The sequence below is a fragment of the Achromobacter sp. E1 genome (genome assembly GCF_037039475.1).
Lineage (GTDB): Bacteria > Pseudomonadota > Gammaproteobacteria > Burkholderiales > Burkholderiaceae_B > Achromobacter > Achromobacter mucicolens.
Genome location: NZ_CP146253.1, coordinates 3,251,776 through 3,267,005 on the forward strand (window position 1 = coordinate 3,251,776; position 15,230 = coordinate 3,267,005).

The window sequence follows — 15,230 nt, forward strand, 5'->3', positions numbered from 1 at the left end:
ACAGGAGAGAGACATGAAACAAAGCCTCCCGGCGCCCTCCACGCGCCTGGCTGAAGTCTGGAGCGACACCGTGGATCTCAGGCATCTGGCCTGGGCCATCGGCATCGGCATCACGATCAGCGTGGCGGGCTTCTTTGCCGCCAGCCGCTGGTTGCGCGGCATGGTCGCCTCGCCCGAGCTGGCGCACGCCTACGCCATGCTGGCCGGGCTGGCGGGCTGCGTGCTGGCCGGCGTGATCTGCGCACGGCTGTTTCCGCCCAAGCGCGAGGTCATCGAGCGCAGCGCCACGCACGATCCCGCCTGGCGCGCCGAGGTGCTGGCCGAACTGGCCGAGCAGCCGGGCGGCCTGGGCACGCTGGCGGACCTGCCCGAGCCGGTGGTGCGCGAACTGAAGGAACTGGATCTGTACGACCTGTTCGCACAGCCTGCTGCCGCAGCCGGCTCTGGCGCCGGTGATGGCGTCAACGATGGCGTCACAGACAGCGCCGCCAACGCCGCCGCCGCGCGGCGCGGCGCCGCCAAGGAGGCATTGGCATGAGCGACCCCGCACTGCTTGAACAAATCATGGTGGCCGCCGGCATGGGCCTGTTGGGCGCGGTGGTGTTCGCCGCCATCGGCCTGGTGTCCGGCACCGACGAAACCACCACGCTGGCCCCGCTGACCCTCCTGGTGGTGCTGCTGGGCGTGCCGCCCGCCGGCGTCTTCACGTTTTTCCTGGCGGGCGCGGTGGCCAAGCACATGACGCACGCCGTGCCCACCGCGCTCTTGGGCATCCCCGGCGACACGATGGCCACGCCATTGCTGCAGGATGCAAACATGCTGCGCAAGCTGGGCGTGCCGCACATTGCGCTGCGCAAGATGGTGTCCGGCGCCATCGTGGCGGCCTTTGTCGCGGTGCCGCTGGCGGTGCTGTTTGCCGTGCTGCTTGCGCCGTTCGGCGCCGCCATCACCAAGTCGGCCCCCTGGATCTTCCTGGCGGCCGCATTGCTGATCGCATATTTTTCCGCGGGACGCTGGGCCGCCGTGGCGCTGCTGGTGCCGTTCGTCATGGTCATCATTGCGCTGCAAAGCCTGACCGCCAAGTACGGCGTCAAGCTGAGCATCAGCTATTTCCTGGGCATTGCGATCGGCCCGCTGATCGCCGACCTGTTCACTGTCCTCTCGCCGCAAGGCCGCGGCAAGATGATGCGCGACAAGGTGCGCACGTTCTCGCTGGCGCCCGATGTGAAGGGCTGGTCGGGCTACTTTCCGAACCCGCTGAAGGTCATGGACCGCGTGCAGACCCGCTGGACGCTTGCCACCGCGGCCGTCTCAAGCGCCACGTTCGTGTTCAGTCCGGTCGCCATGACCGTCGTGCTGGGCGAACTGGTGGGCTCGCGCATCAAGCACGCCTATCACCGCCTGACCACGGTGCTGAGCGCGCGCAACGGCGTGACCGAAGCCACCTACATTGCCGAGGCCCTGATTCCGCTGATCGCGTTCGGGCTGCCCCTGAGCCCCGTGGCCGCGGGACCGGCGGCGCCGCTCTTTAACGCACCGCCGCGCTTTACGGTGGATGCGGCAACGGGCCAGACGCACAACCTGCACAACCTGCTGAACCACTGGGAATTCCTGGGCTACGGCATGCTGGCGGTGCTGCTGGCGGCGGTGGTGTCCTACCCCTTCGCCATGAACTTCGCGCGCCGCGCCGCGCTGTTCGTCTCGCGCCGTGTCAGCCACGAAGCCATCATCGCCACGTTCGTGGGATTGATCATCGTGATCAGCGTCTGGGAAGGCCAATTCCTGGGCCTGCTCGTCATCCTGACCATGGGCCTCATCGGCGGCCTGCTGTCGCGCCTGTTCGGTTTCAACACCGGCGTGCAGTTCATGGGCTACTACACCGCCGTGCTCTCGGTGCCGGCGATCGTCAAGCTGCTGGGATAAAGCGTGACGGATGGGCGGGCATTTAGCCCCGCCCATTGCCGCGCCACTTGATCCTTCGCAAGGCGGGGCTCCCCACCTTGCTCTAGCCTCTGTTCTCTTGACCAGAGGAAAGACTCATATCATGACGTGGTTCAAATCACTCACCCTCGCCGGACGCGAGTTGCTGCCCATCGTGCAGGGCGGCATGGGCGTTGGCGTATCCGCCCATCGCCTGGCCGGCGCGGTTGCCAGCCAGAACGCCGTGGGCACCATTGCCAGCGTCGATTTGCGCCATCACCACGCCGATCTCGTGGAAAAAACTGAAAAATGCAATGACCGCGACACGATCGACACGGCCAACCGCGAAGCCCTGCATCGTGAAGTGCGCGCCGCGCTAGACACCGCGCAAGGCCGCGGCCTGGTGGCGGTGAACGTCATGAAGGCAGTGCGCGACCACCCCGCGCTGGTGCGCCAGGCCTGCGAAAGCGGCGCCGAGGCCATCGTCATGGGCGCCGGCCTGCCGCTGGACCTGCCCGAAATGACCGCCGACTTCCCCAAAGTGGCGCTGGTGCCCATTCTGTCCGAGGCCCGGGGCGTCGCCGCCGTCCTGAAGAAATGGATGAAAAAGGGGCGCCTGGCCGACGCAGTCGTCATCGAACACCCCGGCTATGCGGGCGGCCACCTGGGCGCGGCCCGGCTCGACGACCTGCACAGCGAACGTTTCGATTTCAAGAAGGTGCTGGCCGAATGTCACGCCCTCTTCAGTGAATTGCAGTTGGGCCGCGATGCGCCCCGCCTGATCGTCGCGGGCGGCGTGGGCAGCCACGAACAGGTCCGGCACTGGCTCAGCAACGGCGCCGACGGCGTGCAGGTCGGCACCGCGTTCGCCGTCACCCACGAAGGCGACGCCCACGAGAACTTCAAGCGCGTGCTGATCGACGCCGATCCCACCCAACTGGCGGAATTCACCAGCGTGGCCGGCCTGCCGGCCCGCGCGGTCGCCACGCCGTGGCTCACGCGCTACCTGCGCCAGGAAGGCACGCTTCAGGCCAACACCCGCGCCGATCCGCGCCGCTGCAGCCAGCGCATGGACTGCCTGACGCAATGCGGCCTGCGCGACGGCATCGCCAAGTTTGGCCAGTTCTGCATCGACCTGAAACTTGCGGCCGCCATGCGCGGCGAAGTCAGCCGCGGCCTGTTCTTCCGCGGCGCATCCAAGCTGCCGTTCGGCAACGCGATGCGCTCGGTGCGCGAGCTGATGGATTACCTGCTGCACGGCGAAATGCCCGCCGCGGCATAAGGCCTCAGCAACCCTCAGATGATCTCCGGCAGGCGCCGCAGATCATCGATCACTTCAAAGGCGCCCTCGTCCAGCAACCGCTGCCGCTGCTGCGGCCCGTTGTGCGAGGCGCCGACGAATCCCACCGCCCGCATGCGCGCCGCGCGGGCGGCGCGTACTCCCGGCACGCTGTCCTCGACCACGACGCAGTCCAGCACCGCGGCACGCATCTGCCGCGCTGCATACAGGAATATGTCGGGCGCCGGCTTGCCCTTGGCGACCTGCGCCGTGCTGAACACGTGAGGCGCAAACATCTCCCACAGACCCACCATCTTCAATGCCGCCTCAAGCTTGGCGGGCATGCTGCTGGACGCCACGCACAGGTCCAGGCCGCGTTCGCGCAAGACCCTCAAGGTTTCATGCACGTGCGGCAGCGCGCGCAGCTCGGTGCGGAACGTGCGCTCCAGCCGGTCGGCATACTGCCGGGCAAATTCGTCGGGCAGCGAGCAGGCGCTTTCGGCCTGCAACGTGCGCCACATGTCCGCATCGGGAATGCCGGCAAACCGCTGCGCTGCCTCTTCAGGCGTAATCGCGATGCCGTGTTCGGCCAGCGCGCGGGACTGGGCGCGCGCGGCAATGATTTCGCTGTCGATCAGGACGCCATCGCAATCGAAGATCACCAGGCGTGGAGCGGACGTGTGCATGCAACCTCCATCGTGTCGTGCGCTCCATGATAGGCCAGCCGGGTTACCGCGCCGACCCGGCCGGATGACCTGCGCCTGGCGGCGCACGCAGGCGAGGCCCCGCGCGCACGTGCCGGCCAGCGCACGTCAAAGACGGACGCCTTTCACGCGCCGCAGACGCCAGGCAACCGCCACGCCCGCCAGACCCGCGGCCGCGACGATGAACGAGGCGGACGTCCAGCCAAAGCGGTCGATTGCACCGCCTACGGCCACCGGTCCAATCACCTGCCCGAGGTTGCTGCCCTGCATGACCAGTCCCACGGATGCGGCGGTCAGCGCCGGACGCGGGGCGACCAGCGGCGCGGTGCCCAGCAGCGTGGCCGGGATCAGTCCGCCCACGGCCGAGAACAGCACGCACAGCAGAAAGGTGGTCATGGCGGGCAGCGCCGATCCGAAGATCAGGAGCGCCACGGCCGACATCACCGAACTGGCCAGCGCAATCAATGTGGACCGGCGCCATCCGCGCGCCAGCAGCACGCCCGCGCCCAGGTTGCCCACCACATTGGCGGCGCTGGCGATGGCGCTATACAGGCCGGCTTTGGCAAGCGTCAGCCCCAATTGCTCCATCAGCAGCACCGGCAGGAACGTGAACAGCGCGAAGAACATCAGGCTGTAGAGCGTGAAGGACAGCGCCAGCAGCACCGGGCCGGCCGCGCCCATGGTGTCGGCGGTGTCCTGGCGCAGGCCCTGCCACGACAGGCTGGTTCCCCGGGGCGTAGGCGGCGCGAGCACGGCGATGCTGACCAGCGCCACGCCGGCGGCAATGCCCGCACACCACCAATAGGCATGCCAATCGTCAAACGCCTGCGAGGCAAGCATGGCAATCGCCATCCGGGCCGGCATGTAGCAGCTCCAGAGCGCGAAGGCGAAGTCGCGCCTGCCGCCCGCGACGATGCGCTGCAACGCCGCGGGGCCGGCTACCGTGACGAGCAGGAAACCCAGTCCCTCGACGATCCGCGACCCGAGCAGCAGGCCGTACGTCGTCGCCAGCGCACCGGCCGCGGTGCCGGCGGCCGTGGCCGCCAGGCCCAGAATCAGCATGCGCCGCGCGCCAAAGCGTGCAATCACGCCGCCCGCGGCGATGCCGCCCACCATGCCCAGCACCGAGAACACCGCCGTCAATGTGCCGATAGAGGCCAGATCCAGTCCCATGTCCTTGCGCAGGAGCGGCGCGGCAATGATGACCTTACCCACCTGCAACGCCGCCACCACGCCCGCGCCGACGATGGCCAGCACCGCGCCCCAATGATGTCCCGCTGCGCGGCTGTCTGCCGCGACCCCATCAACCTTGTCCATCCTGCCCTCGTTTTTGCCGGAATTCCGGCATCATGCCGCGCAAAGCCGATCCCGCGAAGTGATAACCTTTTGACGTTTTTGATCGAAAAAATAGATCAACATGATTGACGCCCTGACCCTGGACCAACTGCGCGTATTCGCCGCCGTGGCGGACACGGGCAGCTTTCGTGCGGCCGCCCGCCGCCTGGCGCGGGTGCAGTCCGCCGTCAGCCACGCCATCGCCAACATGGAGGCGCAATTGGGCGTGCCGCTGTTCGACCGCACCGGCCATCGTCCCGTCATGACGCCGCAGGGGCAAGCCCTGCTTGCCAACGCCCGCGACATCCTCTTGCGGGTCGATGCGATGCGCGCCCGCGCCCAGGGGCTGGGCGAAGGCGTGGAACTGGAACTGTCGCTGGTCATCGATACGCTCTTTCCCATCGAACAGGCGGGCGCGGCGCTCAACCGGATGCGCGCCACGTATCCCTCGGTGTCGCTGCGCGTGTCGGTGCTGCCGCTGGGCGGGCCGGTAGAGGCGCTGCTGGCCGGCACGCACACGCTGGGGATCCTGGCCGGAGAGCATTTCAGGCATCCGCGCATCGCCGTGCAGGCATTGGGCGCCGTACAGATGGTGGCCGTCGTCGGCGCCTCGCACCCCTTGGCGCAGAACGCGCGTGCCGGGCAGGCGCTTGCGGCAGCGGACCTGGCGGATCACCTGCAGATCGTGCAATCCGATCCGTCGCCCCTGTCCGAAGGCCGCGACTTCGCCGTCCTGTCGCCGCAGACATGCCGCGTCAGCGGACAGGACACCAAGCATGCGCTGATCCTGTCCGGACTCGGTTGGGGTCGCCTGCCGCTTTGGCAGGTGGCGCGCGATCTGGCCGAAGGCCGTCTGCTGCGCGTGCCCGCCGCCAGCCTGGGCCGCGACAGCCAGATCGCCATGGAAACCTATCTTGCGCACCGCATCGACCGGCCGCTGGGGCCGGCCGCGCGCGCGCTGGCAGCGGCGCTGCAAGCCGGCGTTCAACCCTGAGCCTTGGGCGGTTGGGCGTAGCTTACGCCCATGCCTGCACGCACGTCGTTCTGAATGCCATACGGCGCAATGGGATAGCGCAGGCCGTTGGCCGACAACGCCTTCATACCTTCTATGGCAATGGGCAGATAGCGCGGCGGCAGGGCCATGAGCATTTCTTCATCGGGCACCCCGCCATATCTGCGCTCTGCAAAACAAGGCAGCGACAGGCTGGGTTCGCCCGTGGCAAGCGCCCTGCCCCAGGAATCCGCACAGGCCGTCTCGCCCACGACGCTCCAGTCAAAGCGCCGGTAGTTTTTCCATTGCAGGCCGTTGATCAGGATGATCATCTGGCCCGGCGTGGCATACACCAGACAGATGTCGGGCGGGTCCAGGCGTCCGGATGCCAGCGGCGACACCACCATCGCCCGGTACTTGCCGGCCGGCACACAGGACAGGGCCTCCTGGCGCGCCCGAGCGTCCGCTTCGGTCGCGTGCCAGACGCCCACGTATTCCTTGCCCTGCTTCCATGCCTCGTCCTGCGGGCCCAGCCCGATGACGGCGCGGCATTGCGCGCCGACCAGATCGTCACCCGTGATACCCACCGTCCAGCCCAGCCGCGCGGCCATGCCCACGATCTGGTCCGTGGTGTGGGTGGCCTGGGGCCGGCGCAGGCCTTTCACGCCTGCCATGTCCGCCTCGTGCTCGTACAGCTTCATGCCGATGACCGTAGTCTTCAGGCGCAGCAGCCGGTTCAGGTCGTCGACCAGCGACGCCCAATCGAGCGGGGGTTCCTGTCTTGTCTCTTCCATGTTCGTCCTTGGGACTGTTGTACGCGGTCTGGCCGGCCGGGCGCCGGGGCTGCCGCACGCGGCTAAGACTACAACGCGTCAGGCGAACCCGTCGATGCCCCGCATCAGCGCCGCGGCCACCCGCGGCTGGCGCAATTGGTCCAGCCACCAGCGCAGGGCGCGTCCATCGTGATCGCTGCGCCACGCCAGGTACAGCAGGTTCGGTTCGCGCGGGGTTTCCGTGGCCATTTCCACGAGTTCGCCTCGCGCCAGCAACGAGGCCGCGCGGTGCCGCGGCACCCAGCCCACCCCCAGTCCGGCGCGCTGCGCCAGGATCTTGGCCCGCATGCTGGGCACCGCCAGCGTGGCCTGCCCGCCCACCCCACCGTAGCCGCGAGCCGCCGCGCCCCGCGCCGTGTCGGCGACGACGACGGCACGATGCTGCTGGATCTGGTCCTGGCGCAGCGGCGCCTTGGCGCGCGCAAGCGGATGGCGCGGCGACACGGCGAACAGCCACTCTATTTCGCCCAGCGCCGCCCACTGCAGGTTCGGCATGGTTTGCGGTTCGTTGGTGGCGCCCACGATCAGGTCCGCGCGGCCCTCGCGCAGCGCCTCCCACGTGCCGCCCAGCACCTCGTGCGTGAACCGCAGCCGCACGCCCGAGCCCAGCTTGTCGAATGCCTGGATGAGCGGCGCCATGAGCTCGAATTCCAGGATTTCGTCGCTGACGATGCGCAGCCGGTCCTCCCAACCGCTGGCGACCTGCCGCACCCGCTGCGTCAGCCGGCTGACGTCCTGGGCCAGCCGCCCGGCTTCGTCGGCCAGCAACTGCCCCGCAGGCGTGAGTTGCATCCGGTAGCTCCGGCGGTCGAACAACAGGGCGTCAAAGCGCTCCTCAAGCTGGCGGGCGGCGTGCGACACCGATGATGGGGCCTTACCCAGCTTCGCGGCTGCCCGGGACAGACTGCCGCTGTCGCGGATGGCTTCCAGCAGCGCCAGTTCATTCGGGCTCAACATGTGCGATTCCTTCGAACGTGTTTATGCGCCAGATCGTACGACAAAGCACCGGGCGAGGCGCAACATGGCTACACCTCTTCCCCACTTCCCAAGGAATCCATCATGAACCGTTTTGAACAAAAGACCGTCCTGGTCACTGGCGGCACCAGCGGCATCGGCCTTGCGGCCGCCCAAGCCTTTGCCGCCGAAGGCGCCCGCGTCATCGTCACCGGGCGCGATGCAGCCGCCCTGGAAAAGACCCGCGCCGCCTTGGGCGCAAACGCGCTGGCCATCCAGAACACGGCCGGAGCGCCCGGAGCTGCTGCCGCACTGGTCCACGCCCTGGCATCGGCAGGCGTGCGCCTGGATGCCGTCTTCGCCAACGCCGGCATCGCCAAGTTCGCGACGCTGACCGACGCCACGGAAGACCTCTGGGATCAGACGTTCAATACCAACGTCAAGGGCGTCTACTTCCAGCTCCAGGCGCTGGACCCCTTGCTCAACTCGGGCGCGTCCATCGTGCTCAACGGGTCCATCAACGCCCACATCGGCATGCCGGCATCGTCGATCTACGCCGCCAGCAAGGCCGCCCTGATCTCCCTGGCCAAGACGCTGTCGGCCGAATGGCTGCCGCGCGGCATCCGGGTCAACGTCGTCAGCCCCGGACCGGTCGCCACCCCCATCTACAACAAGCTGGGGCTGGCTCCCGCCACGCTGGAAAAGACCGCCGCCAGCATCCAGGCGCAGGTGCCGCTGGGCCGCTTCGGCACACCCCAGGAGATCGCGGCGACCGTGCTGCACCTGGCCGCGCGCGAGTCGGCCTTCATCGTGGGCACGGAGATCATCGCGGACGGCGGCATGAGCCAGCTGTAAGCCGGGCGGCCAGGGCGATGGCCGCGTTCAGGACGGGCGTATCAGGCATTCATGCCCCCTATGGGCCGACTGAACGCAGGGCGCGCTTGCAGATCCGCTCGGTGGCGGCTTTGGCGCCGGCAGTAGCGGCCCCAGCTGACCATCGCGCGCAGAGCTCACGCACCCAATCTGGCTGATCCTTACTGGCATCGTTGAGCCAGTTGGCCACGGAGTCCTGCACATAAGTGGCTGGATCCGCCCGCAACGGTTCGAGCAGCGGCAACGCGATGGCCGGATTGGCCTTCAGCGCCGGAACGTGGGCGCATCAGACGCCACGTGGCCGCAGCGACTCGCTGGCAAAACGCCGCACGCGCTCGGACGAGTGGATTGTCCACGGCGCCAGACAGGCCACCGACGTCTCGAGTTCGGCCGTCAACGGCGGCCGGACGGCCAGCCAGGCCCATTCCCGCACACCAAAATGCGCATCGTCGGCGAAAGGACGGATCATATCCAGCCGTGCTCGCACCGGCAGCCCAGGCAACGCGCCCACCATGAAGCAGGCCCAGCCACGGACGGTGTCCGAGGCATGTGCTTGCAGCCGGTCGATCGCTTGCGGCCCCAGCGTGTCCAGCAAGATCAACGCCGCCCGCTGCATCCGCTTGGATATTCCCGCCATCGCATCCGCACGCATCACGGCCAGCGCCTGCGCACCCACTTCGGGTACGGCTGCCTGCATCAAACGCGCGTAGTCCACCGCCAGGCACTCTGTCAGCGTCGTGGCCGGCGCGCCCGCATTCAATTGGGCCAGCCTTGCCGGCGCGAGGTCCTTCACGCCTCGCCCGGCCGACTTGTTCCGTGCCGGCGCAACGCCATTGGCCGCGCCTTCCTCCGCCTTGTCTGTTCTCTTGTTCATAGCCCGGCATCCTGCCGTGCGACCCTACCGGCATCCGTGCCGCGCCACACTTTCGTCAGCAACCGGCTCAACTGATCCTGCTCGGCAGCACTCAACCCGCCAAAGAGCGAACCGATCCACGTCGCATGCTCCTTGAACAGCCTGCCCGCGATCCGCGTGCCTTTGGCAGTCAGCTTCACTGCAATTGTGCGACGGTCGGCCTGCCCACCTTCGCGCGTGACGAACCCGTCCCGCTCCAGCCCGTCCACCAAGCCGGTAATCGTCGCGCGCGTCACGCCGGCGCGCGTCGCCAGTTCGTGGGGCGACAGCCCGTCCGGCTGGCCTTGCAGCAGGAACAACAACACGAATTTGGCTTCGGACAATTGCTTGGGGGCCAACCTCATGGCGCAGTCCCGGTCGATGGCGCTGGCCAACGCCAGTACCTGGAAACACAGGCGCACGCCGTCTGCGGACGGCAGCCCTCGTCGGGACACCTCGTCCAGCAAGGCGTGATGTTTGAGTTCGAGCATGTTCGGATGAAAGCCAGAGGGAATTGATTTTGTGCCATATAGTATGGCGGCTAATCAATTGAGGCAAATGCAACGTGAAGCGCCGCATGAACAACGGTTTGCGTGCCTGCGGACCTCGAGACGCACTACCCACGCGACACCGAGGTACTCAGGCTCGCGACTCCTGGGAACCAGACTGGCTTATCATGCTGACCCTTCACCCATCAAGGAATCCCGCAGCATGTCCGACATCCCCACGCCCTTCGACGTCCAGGCCTTCATCGCCCAAAGCATGGAAGGCATGCAGGCCGCCACGGCGGCGCATTGCGTGACCTGGCATCTGGATGAGGCGGAGCAGTGGTCAGTGGACATGGACAGCGAGCGCATCGTGTTCCAGCTTCCCGGCGGCGCTGTCGCTAGCGCGCCGGTGCAGATCATCGGCACGTCCAACAGCGACGACGGCAGTTTCCTGTGGGGCTGGGATCACCCGTCCGTCCCGGCCGAGCTGGCTGAACACGCCCAACTGGCGCTGGCCTTCGGGCGCGCGCACGGCCTGACCGCCTACACCACGCGCAAGATCATCTGCGATGACGCCCAGGCCTGGGAGTTCGCCGCCGTCGCAATGCGTCTGGGCGAAGCCTCCGGCACGTATCGCGCGCAGGCATCGGATACCGCGCAGGTGTGGATGACGTTCGGCCAGGTGTCGCTGTCGGCGGCGTCCGGGCAGTAAAAATTCAAGGCGTCTGACACCCGTTGAGACGCTGTTGCAGGCTGACGATCATCTCCCCAGGGTGTCAGACACCGGTGCGGCATCGCTGAAAAAGTCGGTGTCTGACACCCAGGCAAGCGCGTCGTCAATGTGCGACGACGTCTCGCGGGTGTCAGACACCGTATCGCGTCTTACCGGTACAGCACCGTCGGCAGCCACATGCCGATCCCCGGGAACATGTACAACAGGAAGATGGCGACGACCTGGATTCCCATGAACGGCATCATGCCCAGGAAAATCTGGTTCAGCGTCACGTGCGGCGGTGACACCCCTTTCAGGTAGAAGGCCGACATGGCCACCGGTGGCGACAGGAACGCGGTCTGCAGATTCAACGCCACGAGCAGGCCGAAGAACAGCGGGTCGATGCCGAACGTATTGAGCAGCGGCACGAAGATCGGCATGAAGATCACGATGATCTCGGTCCATTCCAGCGGCCAGCCGAGCAGGAAGATGATGATCTGCGCCAGCAGCAGGAACTGGATCGGCGTCAGGCCCAGGGACAACACCCATTCCTCGATGATGCGCTGTCCGCCCAACAGGGCGAACGCCGCCGAGAAGATGGACGAGCCCACGAACAGCCAGCAGACCATGGCGCTGGTCTTGGCCGTCAGGAATACCGCTTCGCGCAGCACCGGCAGGTTCAATCTGCGATAGGCCAGCGCCAGCAAGGCCCCGCCCATCGCGCCCATCGCGGCGGCCTCGCTGGGGGTGGCCAGGCCAAAGCCGATCGACCCCAGCACGGCCGCGATCATGACCGCCAGCGGGAAGAACGAGCCCATCAGCATCTTGAAGATTTCCAGCCGCGCCCACGTCAGCGCGGCGTAGAACACCGCCAGAATCACCGCGCATATGCCGGCAAAGATCCAGAAGCCCGTGGGCGCAGCGATCCGGGGTTCGGCCTCGGCGGCAGCGCCGGATTGCGCGGGTGCTGCGGCGCCGGCCGGCGGTTGGGCGGCGGGCGTGCCGGGCGGCTCGCTCAGCCCGGACGCCGCGGGCGCGCTGCCAGGGGGCTCGGCCAGCTCGTTCGACGGCGGTTCGGGCAGGTCGTTGGAGGGCGGCTCGGCCAGCCCATCGACGGGCGGCTCGCTCAACCCCGATCCGGAATCGAAGTCGCTGGAGCCCAGGCGCAATTCAGCGGGAATCTCGTAGACCTCGGGCGGCTTGGTCAGTGCGTGGTGCACCACCGCCAGCATCAACACGGTGACGACCAGCGGCGTCAACGCCATGGCCATGTTGCGCGTCAGGTACCCGAACGACACCGCGCTGTTGCGCCGGCCCTTGAACATTGCGGCCAGCATGCCGGACACGGCGCGCGTGTAGGGCCCGGCCGCCAGCGCCGCCGTCCCGGGCGGCAGCGGCACGCCGCGTTCGTTCTCGGGCAGCGGCGGCGCCATGTCGGGCCGCAGCTTGGCCACGATGATGACGTAGACCATGTACAGGATGGCCAGCATGATGCCGGGAAACAGCGCGCCCGCGTACAGCTGCACCACCGACACGCCGGTGGTCGCGCCATACACGATCAGCATCACCGATGGCGGCAGCAGGATGCCCAGGCATCCGCCCGCCGTGATGGAACCGGCCGTCAGGCGCACGCTGTAGCCGGCCTTGAGCATCGCGGGCATCGCCAGCAGCCCCATCAGCGTGACCACCGCCCCGACAATCCCCGTGGCCGTCGCGAAGATGGCGCAGGTGGCCAGCGTTGCGACCGCCAGCGCGCCCGGCAGCCGCGCCAGCGCCAGGTGCATCGACCGGAAGAGCTTTTCAATGAGATTGGCGCGCTCGACCAGATAGCCCATGAACACGAAGAGCGGGATCGAGATCAGCGAGTCGTTGGTCATGGTGGCGTACGTGCGCTGTACCATCAGATCCAGCGTCTGCCCCAGGGACCGCCCCGGGTCCGAACTCTGCATGTAATACGCCAGGAACGTGAACAGCACGCCCATGCCCATCAGCGTGAACGCGGTCGGAAAGCCCAGCATGATCGCCACCACGATCAGGGCCAGCATCAGCAGCCCGATATGACCGGTGGTGAGGTTGTCCCACGGGGTGAGGAACGCGATCATCAGGAGCACCAGCGCGATGCACGACAGGCCGAACCACAAAGCCTTGTGGACTTTCATCGCTTTGACTCCCCGGGTGTGACGTAACGATCAAGCTGGGCGATGTCTTCGTCCTTCACGTGCACCATCTGCTTGAGCTTGTCGACGTCCACTTCCTCGACGTCCTCTTCGCGCGACGGCCAGGCGCCCTGCTTCAGGCACAGGATGCAGCGCATGACCTCGGCCACGCCCTGCAGCAGCAGGACCGCGCCGGCGGCGGGGATGAAGGCCTTGAAGGGATAGATGGGCGGACCGTTGGCCATCAGCGACGAATGTTCGCGGATGGCGATGGAATAGCCGGCGTAATACCAGCCGGCCCACACCAGGGCGATCACACCGGGAAAGAAAAAGACGATGAACAGCAGCAGGTCCAGGCCGGCCTGCACGCGCGGCGGCAGAAAGCCGTACAGGATGTCGCCGCGCACATGCCCGTTCTTGGCCAGCGTGTAGGCGCCCGCCATCATGAACAGGATCCCGTAATACATCATCTGCAGGTCGAAGGCCCAGGCGCTGGGCTGGTTCAGGATGTAGCGTGCGGCAACTTCCCAGCACACGTGCAGCGTCAGCACCACGATCAGCCAGGCAAAAGTCTTGCCCACCAGGGTGGAAATGCTGTCTATGAAACGTACGATTCGGATCATCGAGGGTCCTGGAGTCGGGCCCGCTCACGCAGCGGCTATCCTGCCGCCGACGCGCACGGGCCCTGGACACGCATGGCGAGGCGCCGCGCGCCGGCTCGGCGGCGCGCTTGGCCTGCGTGAAACCGCGTCAGGCTGGCTTGGTGCTGCGCGAGAAGTAGTGGTTGTAAGCCATGCGGTAATTGACCGTGGTGTCGCCGTGCCAGCGCCCCACCCGCTCGGCGAACGCGCGCTGCGAATCCAGGACCTTCTTGAAGAGCGGGTTCTCGGCCGACCGCTTGGCGATCATCTCGTCCCAGATCTTGAGCTGCTGCTGCAGGATCGCGTCCGGCGTCTTGTAGAACTTGACGTTGTGATCCTTCTGCAGCTTGATGTAGTCCTGCGAGTAGCGGTTCGCCGCCTTCCAGGACATGTCCGCGCTGGAGGCCTGCGCGGCATAGCTCAGGATGTGCTTCAGGTGTTCCGGCAAGGCGTCGTACTTTGCCTTGTTGAACAGCACCTCGAACTGTTCGGCGCTTTGGTGAAAGCTCTGCAGCATGCAGATCTTGGACACGTCCTGAAAGCCCAGCGCCAAGTCCGACGAGGCATTGTTGAATTCCGCCCCATCCAGAAGCCCCCGGTCCAGCGCCGGCACGATTTCACCGCCCGGCAGCGCGTTCACGGCCGCGCCCATCGCCGTGTACATGTCGATGGCCAGGCCCACGGTGCGGAACTTCACGCCCTTGACGTCCTCGACCTTCGTGACAGGCCGCTTGAACCATCCGAACGGCTGGGTCGGCATCGGTCCGTACATCAGCGACTGCACGTTCACGCCCATCGCCTTCTGGATCTCGACCAGCAGCTCCTTGCCGCCGCCGTATTCGTGCCAGGCCAGCAGCATGTTGGCATCCATCCCGAACGACGGACCCGACCCCCACAGCGCCACGGCCGTGTTCTTGCCGTACCAGTACGCCACCACGCCGTGGCCGCCGTCCAGCGTGCCCGCCGAAACCGCGTCCAGCAGATCGAACGCCTTGACCACGGCGCCCGCGGGCAGCACTTCGATCTTCAACTGGCCGCCGGCCATCTCGTTGACCTTGTTGGCGTAGTCGCGGGCGAATTCGTGAAAGATGTCGTTCGCGGGCCAGGTGCTCTGGAACCTGAAGGAAATGGGCGCGTTCTGCGCCTTGGTGACGGCGGGAAATCCTAGCGCCACGGCGCCGGCGGCGGCGGCGCCGGAGATGAACTTGCGGCGGCGGGGCTTTGTAACGTGTTGCATGGCTTGTTGTCTCCTGGGGTGGACTACATGGACCAGCGTGTAGTTACTACGGCTGCAAGGGTGCGGCGCGAACGGCCTGCGGTGGGCTTTCGTCTGCCGTCTGATGCGTCTGATGCGCAACTTTGGAGTGATTAAACCTGCCTGACAAACGGCTGACAATCAGCTTTTAGTCAGGAATAACCCTAGAAGACGGACTAGGCCGTAATAGCGAAAGG

Annotated in this window: 14 protein-coding genes and 1 pseudogene; 6 read left to right on the top strand and 9 right to left on the bottom strand. The window is 66.8% G+C overall.

Annotation, left to right across the window (positions count from 1 at the left end):
• Positions 1–13 precede the first annotated feature (13 nt).
• The 3 genes from V6V88_RS15000 to V6V88_RS15010 all read left to right on the top strand — a co-directional run bounded on the left by V6V88_RS15000 (position 14) and on the right by V6V88_RS15010 (position 3,202).
• Positions 14–538: a hypothetical protein gene (locus V6V88_RS15000; protein WP_338615425.1), complete on the top strand. Its 525-nt coding sequence runs from the start codon at positions 14–16 to the stop codon at positions 536–538.
• The gene (locus V6V88_RS15005) at positions 535–1,923 is read left to right on the top strand and encodes a tripartite tricarboxylate transporter permease (RefSeq protein ID WP_338615426.1); all 1,389 of its coding nucleotides are present in this window, start codon (positions 535–537) and stop codon (positions 1,921–1,923) included. The genes V6V88_RS15000 and V6V88_RS15005 overlap by 4 nt, the downstream gene beginning before the upstream one ends.
• Positions 1,924–2,044: 121 nt before the next feature.
• Positions 2,045–3,202 carry a nitronate monooxygenase family protein gene (locus tag V6V88_RS15010; protein WP_062840973.1) on the top strand — a complete coding sequence of 386 codons (1,158 nt, stop codon included), beginning with the start codon at positions 2,045–2,047 and terminating at the stop codon, positions 3,200–3,202.
• A 14-nt stretch (positions 3,203–3,216) separates the two neighbouring features.
• Here the strand turns inward: V6V88_RS15010 and V6V88_RS15015 are convergent, their stop codons facing one another.
• Together V6V88_RS15015 and V6V88_RS15020 are read right to left on the bottom strand one after the other, a co-directional pair.
• Positions 3,217–3,885 carry an HAD family phosphatase gene (locus tag V6V88_RS15015; protein ID WP_338615427.1) on the bottom strand — a complete coding sequence of 223 codons (669 nt, stop codon included), beginning with the start codon at positions 3,883–3,885 and terminating at the stop codon, positions 3,217–3,219.
• A 126-nt stretch (positions 3,886–4,011) separates the two neighbouring features.
• Positions 4,012–5,220, bottom strand: a complete 1,209-nt coding sequence (locus tag V6V88_RS15020; RefSeq protein ID WP_338615428.1) for an MFS transporter — start codon at positions 5,218–5,220, stop codon at positions 4,012–4,014.
• Positions 5,221–5,320: 100 nt separating this feature from the next.
• On the opposite strand from V6V88_RS15020, the gene V6V88_RS15025 reads away from it, so the two are divergent.
• Positions 5,321–6,232 carry a LysR family transcriptional regulator gene (locus V6V88_RS15025; RefSeq protein WP_338615429.1) on the top strand — a complete coding sequence of 304 codons (912 nt, stop codon included), beginning with the start codon at positions 5,321–5,323 and terminating at the stop codon, positions 6,230–6,232.
• On the opposite strand, the gene V6V88_RS15030 is transcribed toward V6V88_RS15025, so the two are convergent.
• Together V6V88_RS15030 and V6V88_RS15035 are read right to left on the bottom strand one after the other, a co-directional pair.
• The gene (locus tag V6V88_RS15030; RefSeq protein ID WP_175155613.1) at positions 6,223–7,023 is read right to left on the bottom strand and encodes a DUF169 domain-containing protein; all 801 of its coding nucleotides are present in this window, start codon (positions 7,021–7,023) and stop codon (positions 6,223–6,225) included. The genes V6V88_RS15025 and V6V88_RS15030 overlap by 10 nt on opposite strands.
• A 78-nt stretch (positions 7,024–7,101) precedes the next feature.
• Positions 7,102–8,019, bottom strand: a complete 918-nt coding sequence (locus tag V6V88_RS15035; protein ID WP_338615430.1) for a LysR substrate-binding domain-containing protein — start codon at positions 8,017–8,019, stop codon at positions 7,102–7,104.
• 102 nt (positions 8,020–8,121) lie between these two features.
• On the opposite strand from V6V88_RS15035, the gene V6V88_RS15040 reads away from it, so the two are divergent.
• Positions 8,122–8,871 (top strand): SDR family oxidoreductase, encoded by a 750-nt coding sequence (locus V6V88_RS15040; RefSeq protein ID WP_338615432.1) that lies wholly within the window; start codon positions 8,122–8,124, stop codon positions 8,869–8,871.
• 58 nt (positions 8,872–8,929) lie between these two features.
• Here the strand turns inward: V6V88_RS15040 and V6V88_RS15045 are convergent.
• Both V6V88_RS15045 and V6V88_RS15050 read right to left on the bottom strand, forming a co-directional pair.
• Positions 8,930–9,763 (bottom strand): annotated as a pseudogene (locus V6V88_RS15045) (DNA alkylation repair protein).
• Positions 9,760–10,272 carry a MarR family transcriptional regulator gene (locus V6V88_RS15050; RefSeq protein ID WP_062840980.1) on the bottom strand — a complete coding sequence of 171 codons (513 nt, stop codon included), beginning with the start codon at positions 10,270–10,272 and terminating at the stop codon, positions 9,760–9,762. Before V6V88_RS15050 ends, V6V88_RS15045 begins: the two are co-directional and overlap by 4 nt.
• 220 nt (positions 10,273–10,492) lie before the next feature.
• Here V6V88_RS15050 and V6V88_RS15055 point away from each other — a divergent pair, with 220 nt between their 5' ends.
• A complete protein-coding gene (locus tag V6V88_RS15055; RefSeq protein ID WP_062840981.1) occupies positions 10,493–10,981 on the top strand; it encodes a DUF6882 domain-containing protein in 489 nt (162 codons plus the stop codon).
• Between the two features lie 170 nt (positions 10,982–11,151).
• Here V6V88_RS15055 and V6V88_RS15060 read toward each other — a convergent pair whose 3' ends face one another.
• The 3 genes from V6V88_RS15060 to V6V88_RS15070 all read right to left on the bottom strand — a co-directional run bounded on the left by V6V88_RS15060 (position 11,152) and on the right by V6V88_RS15070 (position 15,015).
• Positions 11,152–13,140, bottom strand: coding sequence for a TRAP transporter large permease subunit (locus V6V88_RS15060; protein ID WP_338615433.1), 1,989 nt, complete (start codon positions 13,138–13,140; stop codon positions 11,152–11,154).
• Positions 13,137–13,760 carry a TRAP transporter small permease subunit gene (locus V6V88_RS15065; protein WP_062840983.1) on the bottom strand — a complete coding sequence of 208 codons (624 nt, stop codon included), beginning with the start codon at positions 13,758–13,760 and terminating at the stop codon, positions 13,137–13,139. Before V6V88_RS15065 ends, V6V88_RS15060 begins: the two co-directional genes overlap by 4 nt.
• Before the next feature lie 127 nt (positions 13,761–13,887).
• Positions 13,888–15,015 (bottom strand): TRAP transporter substrate-binding protein, encoded by a 1,128-nt coding sequence (locus tag V6V88_RS15070; protein WP_062840984.1) that lies wholly within the window; start codon positions 15,013–15,015, stop codon positions 13,888–13,890.
• Between the last annotated feature and the right edge of the window lie 215 nt (positions 15,016–15,230).